Annotated in this window: 5 protein-coding genes; all 5 read right to left on the reverse strand. The window is 40.2% G+C overall.

Going from position 1 to position 5,999, the window contains the following annotated elements:
• Positions 1 to 342 precede the first annotated feature (342 nt).
• The gene (locus tag ACEYX7_RS10360) at positions 343 to 1,251 is read right to left on the reverse strand and encodes an HpcH/HpaI aldolase/citrate lyase family protein (RefSeq protein WP_374805341.1); all 909 of its coding nucleotides are present in this window, start codon (positions 1,249 to 1,251) and stop codon (positions 343 to 345) included.
• 36 nt (positions 1,252 to 1,287) lie between these two features.
• A complete protein-coding gene (locus ACEYX7_RS10365) occupies positions 1,288 to 2,490 on the reverse strand; it encodes a cysteine protease StiP family protein (protein ID WP_374805343.1) in 1,203 nt (400 codons plus the stop codon).
• Between the two features lie 117 nt (positions 2,491 to 2,607).
• Positions 2,608 to 3,408 (reverse strand): hypothetical protein, encoded by an 801-nt coding sequence (locus ACEYX7_RS10370; protein ID WP_374805345.1) that lies wholly within the window; start codon positions 3,406 to 3,408, stop codon positions 2,608 to 2,610.
• Positions 3,409 to 3,514: 106 nt separating this feature from the next.
• Complete coding sequence (locus ACEYX7_RS10375; protein WP_374805347.1) at positions 3,515 to 4,651, reverse strand: phosphoribosyltransferase domain-containing protein; 1,137 nt, start codon at positions 4,649 to 4,651, stop codon at positions 3,515 to 3,517.
• Between the two features lie 36 nt (positions 4,652 to 4,687).
• Positions 4,688 to 5,764, reverse strand: coding sequence for an ATP-grasp domain-containing protein (locus ACEYX7_RS10380; protein WP_374805348.1), 1,077 nt, complete (start codon positions 5,762 to 5,764; stop codon positions 4,688 to 4,690).
• Positions 5,765 to 5,999 lie beyond the last annotated feature (235 nt).

The following is a 5,999-nucleotide window of genomic DNA, read 5'->3' on the forward strand; positions in this document are numbered from 1 at the left end:
CCGATGAATCTTTTGCTGCTAATATCTATCTGGCTGCAACAATAATCAATTTGTGTTAATTGTCAACACGCCCTAGTTAGACTTACAGATTCAGGGAAAAGCATCATTGAACAAGCATTGATAGACCATGTTGCCAATGAACAGCGACTACTCAATCAGTTCGATGAACAGCAAAAAAATGAAATTAATCTCATATTAAAAGACTTGTTGTTATCCTTAGAATAAAAACATCTCAAAGGCTAGGCTAATTTTTCGAGGTGCTATTTTATCTTATACAATCTATGAGTTACATTACTTAGTTACTTTTCCTAAAAATGTAACTTTAACCTTTAGATTCATATATCACCGAACCCCATAAACCTCCGCCCGTAACAACACTTTTTCCGCCCAATTTTTATGGGTAGCAGGTTCAATCATACTGCCCGCCACCGCAAACACCGCTTGAGCATCAGGCTGTAAAATGGCTTGGGCTTGTTCAAATTCGGATTGGCTGACTTTAAAGGCATCATGCACCATAGCGATTTGGCTTGGGTGAATCACGGTTTTGCCCGAAAGTCCATGCTCGATATCCAATGCCAATTCTTGCTGAAATAAATCCACTTGGGAAAAATGTTCAAATACAGGGGCAGTCATCGCAAAACCATGGCTAATAAACTGCCCTGCCAATTGTGCAATCAAATAACCTACAGGCGTGGCATAGATATGATGCGTAGTCGGACGGCGTAATGACATGGTATTGAGCAAGTCATTACCGCCAATACGTAATGCCAAAACCTGACTAAAATCTTGCTGTAATGCCTGACGAATATCCCTTTGAGCAAAAATATCAAAAATATCCGCACTTTCAAAGGTCGGCATAATGTATAGCGATTGATTATGCTGTAGGATTTGCTGATATTTTGGTAAGGATTGCGTATCAAATTTTGGCAATACAAAACCATCAATGACACCAATATTTTGCCAAGATAATAAGCTTTGTAACATGGCGTGATGGCGTGGACGGATAAATATTTTTAGCTTTGCTTTTGGTTGCTCTGATAATTGCATCAAGAGTTCTGCTAGATTTTTAAGCGCAAAAGCCACATCATGTTCACTCACCGCATCTTCTAAACACAAAACCATCGAACGCAAGCCATTGATTTTATTATTCAAAGTAATATCTACTAAATCCAATCTGGTGGCAGGCACATAAAGCGTTGCACCCAATTCTAAGGCGTGCAAAGGCGTAGGAGCATCTAAAGGCTGTGGCATAAAGTTTCCGTAATGTTTAAATAAATAAAAATAATGTTAGTCAGCGACATTGCCAATTTTTTGGATAATGGTCACCGCATGATAAGGGGCAATATCGGGCATAATTATGACAGGCGTTGATGTTTTTTCGGTAAGATAACGCAACAACGCGGTATTCGGATTATCCGCTTCTCGTAAAATCACCATCTCAGGCATACGTCGTAAAATCGCTCGTGTCGCTTCAGCAATGCCAGGCTTGATACGATTTAGATTTTCAATATCAAACTGCTTGGCAATATTTTGCACGACTTGGCTAGATTGTAAAGCTTGTTGCTGACGTTGTGCTGCTGTCCATGTTGCTTGTCCTAAAGCGAAAAAACCACCTTGTTTTTTGGCTAAATCTTGACGAATTTGATTAATATGTGCGACAAAATCTTGACTGATATCAAATGCTCGTAAGTGTTCGTATTCAATACAGCCATGCCATTCAGATATATTTTCCTGATTGATTTCATGCTGTTGCAAGGCATCGCCTACGCAAATACTACGGGAAATCAATCCTGAAATGGTCGAACCCAAAATCCCCGATGGAATCAGCCAATCTTCTCCACTGGCGGATAGCCACGATACACCTGCCACATCAGCCAGCGTCACCAATGGCAAATCATCATGACCATATTTTTGCATGGCATCTAAAAAACGTGCATCTTGTCCAATGCTACGCATCAGTTCACCTTTAATCGCCCCTTTACCCGTCCAACCATCGACAAAAATCAATCGCTCTGCACCATGCTTGGCAATAATGCTTTCTAATGCCGCAAAATCAATACCACGATCACGGATAATACTGATGCCGTAATGCACGCTGTTTTTATTCACATCGCTTAAGGCATCCTTAAGTAACACGCCCAATGGCACACCCGCACGCACCAGACTGACCAAGATAATCGGCTCATCACCCGTATAATGCACTGCCAAACGATTAGCAAGCTGTGCCACTTGCAGGGCATAACGCTCGCCTTCTTGTGCAAGGGCTTGGCGATAAAGGTTTAGATGCTCATCGCTTGGGGGCTTTTCATGGCTAATCATTTGCGAATAGTGCTTTTGTCCCAATTGAATCAGGCGTTCTTTTTCCGCAGGGTCGGTATTTTCTAATTGCATTTTTTGTAATAAAAATTGCACTTGTGAGGGTTGATAGCTACCACTAAAAGCAGTGGCAAATAGGGCATCTTGCTCGGCTGTTGTAAGATCTATTGGCATCGTTGTCTGACTAAATTTTCAAAATTGGATAATAGCAAATATCTGATATTTTCTCAGCAATTGCAATGCTAAAGATAAATATCAAGAATACTGCTCAAGCTTTGTGAACAATAATTTTTATTCCCGATAATCACCAAAATAACCCTGCTTTTGATATTCATCACTGACATGATGGCTAACAAAACGATTGATTTGGCTAAGTTGTGGCACGCCCCACCAATCACACATTTGCAAAAATGCCACATCGGACAAACTATCACCATAGCCCAAAATTAAATCTTGCTCATCGACTTTTAATACTTGCTTTAATAAAAATGCCGCTGCATTGGCTTTACTAACTGGATTAGGAATAATCGCCAAATTATTACCATTCGCATGACAATAAAAACCGTCTAAAACCTCTTGCGGTAAAGCATGCAATAGATCCATCAGAAATAGACCTGTATGTCCATCGGTATCGTTTTGCTTAACCACCAAATACAATTGCAAATTTTGCTCTTCCACAATCCAACTGCGTACCGAACCAAAACATTTTGCAGTGTCTAGCACGGCTTGCATCAGCTGCTCAAATTTGTCTTTGTATCTGTCCAACTGCTGTACCATCAGCTGTTGATAGTCGGCATTGACTGTGCCATCGGCATTCAGCACCGTGCTGCCATGTGAACACACTGCACCATGTTCAAAAGGCAAATGTACACGTGACAAGGCTTCTGGACTACGAGCCGTCACCGCAAGCACCTTACCACTAGACCATAGCCAATCGACAAACTTTTGCTGTTTTGGGTTCATATAGGCAAGTGTTTCGCCATGTTTATCTACTGTCACTGCTTTAAAGTCAGCTGTTGGCGTGATACGACGATAGGTTTGAAATAGCGTATCATCTAAATCAACCAAAATGATTGGGCGAGTATTTGACATCATTTTTATCCTTTTGAACTCTTCCTTAGGAAATAATGCGTCTTCGCTACCTAAGAGAAAATGTTCCCTCCACCTTAGGGGGAGGGTTAGGGTGGGGGAAATATAATCAACAAGAAATTAAAGGAAACTCAACACTACTCACAACCACTGCATTTGGCAAAGCATCAAGCAAAGATTGTGCCACACTATTTGGTGTGGTTTCTACACATATCAAAATTCTATCATAATCATCGGCATTGACATTATAGACAAAATTTTGAATACCCAAACCATAACTATCATGAAAAGCTAGACTGGATTTGATGGCATGACCTAATGCAATCGGCGAACGGGTAATCGCACTGAATTTGACATCCGCACCTTGTTTTTGCAAATACTCCGCCAACAAAAATGGCGACCAAACATATTCACCTGTACCCAATACCAAGATTTTTTCATCAGCTTGAATATTTTGTAATTTATCTGCAAGATTGGCTAGATATAGCGTATTTTTTGTGGCAATTCGCCCCCAAGTTGGTTTTTCCATACATGGATAATCCCCCTTGGCAATGCTATCCACTTTAGGCATATTGATGGCAATCGGTGTATCGCTATCTTGCCACGACCAATCACCTTTGAGCAATGCTACAGATTGACAATTTAAACCATCAATTTGAATACCTTTCGACCAATCCACCAAGGTTGCACTGACAATATGCTGTAATTGATTTAAGCCTGCTTGTTGTAGGGCATTGACCAAATTGACAAAAGTCTTACCTGTAGACGCTTCATCATCCACCAAAATCAAACTTTTTGCTGACATAATGGCATGCTGCAATTCGGCATCATTTGAGCTATATAATAATTGGTCTTGAGCATGGCTATGCTCTTCCAAAAATTCTGCCAAAAGTTGCGTATTTTCTACAGGATGGCGAGTCGTAGTCAGATAAATCGCTTGCGGATAACGTTGCTGTAACACTTGATGCACGCCAGCACCCAAGCCAACGGCGGTTTCTGCCATGCCAATCACTAGCACAGGTTCAGGCAAGTCATTTGGCACTAAATTTGCCAAATCACTAAACGCATGTCGGATGACGCTTGGGCTAACAGGAATATGTCGCCCCAAGACTTTGGATACAAACAAAAAAGCTCGCTTTGGATTGATACGCTCGGCATAATCCAATAAATCATTAACTTGCCAGTCGGGATGATGGCTAGTAGGTTGTAAAGTGAGTGTGCCACGATTAAGCTGAACGATTGGCATTTATATTCCTATACTATTGATTTTAATTTAAAATAATCACACGATTAGTGGTAAGCTTACCGCACGCATGATAATTTCGTTTTGTTCATCGCCATAACTTTGGTACGGCAAATCCAAATAATGACAGATTGCGTGCTGTACAATATTATGCCCACTTAAAAAAGTATAACCGATACCGCCTGATGCACGTGCATTGATTTCTAGAACATATAATTGCCCTTTATCGTTATAACGTGCTTGTAGATTTACCAAACCATCACAACCAAATAAATTAACCACTTCACGTGCCAAATCGATCGCTGGGTCATCCAAGTGTAGACTTTGGTAATCACCTTCATGTTTATAGCGTGCCACAGCTGATTGGATTCGACCATTGATACAGAACATATCCACCGAACATTCCAATGCTTCTAAAAATGGCATCACCAAATAAGCAGGTGGATTATCCAATTTTGCATAGCTATCGATAAACGTCTGTGGATGCACACGGAAATTTTGACTGTTGGCAAACGCTGCAAAAGGACTGGCTTGTGGATCTAAAATCCAAAAACCTGATGCAAATACGCCTTGCGTAGGTTTGACACACACTTCACCTTGTTTTGCCCAGTATTCATAAGCCAATTGCATCTCTTCATGATTGTGCACTGTACTTGCAGCCACCACGTCGATATTTTGGCTTTGACAAATTTCTGTAAATAGTGATTTGTCATTGATTTGGTTTAATTTTTCAATATCATTCATCCCCGCCAATACAGTGATACCATGCTCTGCAAATCGCGCCTTTGCTTGAATAAATTGCTTCGTATTTTGCCCTGCAATCAGTAATTTGACCTGATATTTTTTGGCTTGTTCGATGACCCAATCGATTTTATTTTGCTTGGGCTCTTGTAGCACAATATCGGCACTGTCTGTGATCTCTGGGCGACGTTGTTCATGCGATGCAATAATGTGAAATTTTTGCTCAATGCCCTGATTTTTTAATATTCTTAGCAATTCTTGTGCAGTTAAAACCAAATCACGTTGGCTAGAATAGCCTTGGCTAAACCAAATACCTATCGAATCTTCGGTGATATTTATATTTGGCATAGGGGTGAAAGTTATTTGATAGGACATATTTTTTCAAACAGATCAGTTAAAGTTATGATGTGATTCTACCTGATATTGCTTAATTTTACTTATTTAAAGTGAGTTCGGGATAAGTTTAAATGTAAGTATTTGATTTTATGTGAAACTTTTAATTCGTATGTGAAACTTTTAATTCGGATGTAGGGTGCGTCTTACGCACCTTTCAGAAAACGGCATTAAAATGGTGTGTCTTGCGAAACAATGTTTCTCACACCCTACTTCT

This window comes from Hubeiibacter jixunmingi, assembly GCF_041928215.1.
Lineage (GTDB): Bacteria > Pseudomonadota > Gammaproteobacteria > Pseudomonadales > Moraxellaceae > Acinetobacter.

Bases quoted from the DNA above. Each gene is read 5' to 3' on its own strand.
- ACEYX7_RS10360 (WP_374805341.1), bottom strand. From the start codon at position 1,251: ATGCCACAGCCTTTAGATGCTCCTACGCCTTTGCACGCCTTAGAATTG.
- ACEYX7_RS10365 (WP_374805343.1), bottom strand. From the start codon at position 2,490: ATGCCAATAGATCTTACAACAGCCGAGCAAGATGCCCTATTTGCCACT.
- ACEYX7_RS10370 (WP_374805345.1), bottom strand. From the start codon at position 3,408: ATGTCAAATACTCGCCCAATCATTTTGGTTGATTTAGATGATACGCTA.
- ACEYX7_RS10375 (WP_374805347.1), bottom strand. From the start codon at position 4,651: ATGCCAATCGTTCAGCTTAATCGTGGCACACTCACTTTACAACCTACT.
- ACEYX7_RS10380 (WP_374805348.1), bottom strand. From the start codon at position 5,764: ATGTCCTATCAAATAACTTTCACCCCTATGCCAAATATAAATATCACC.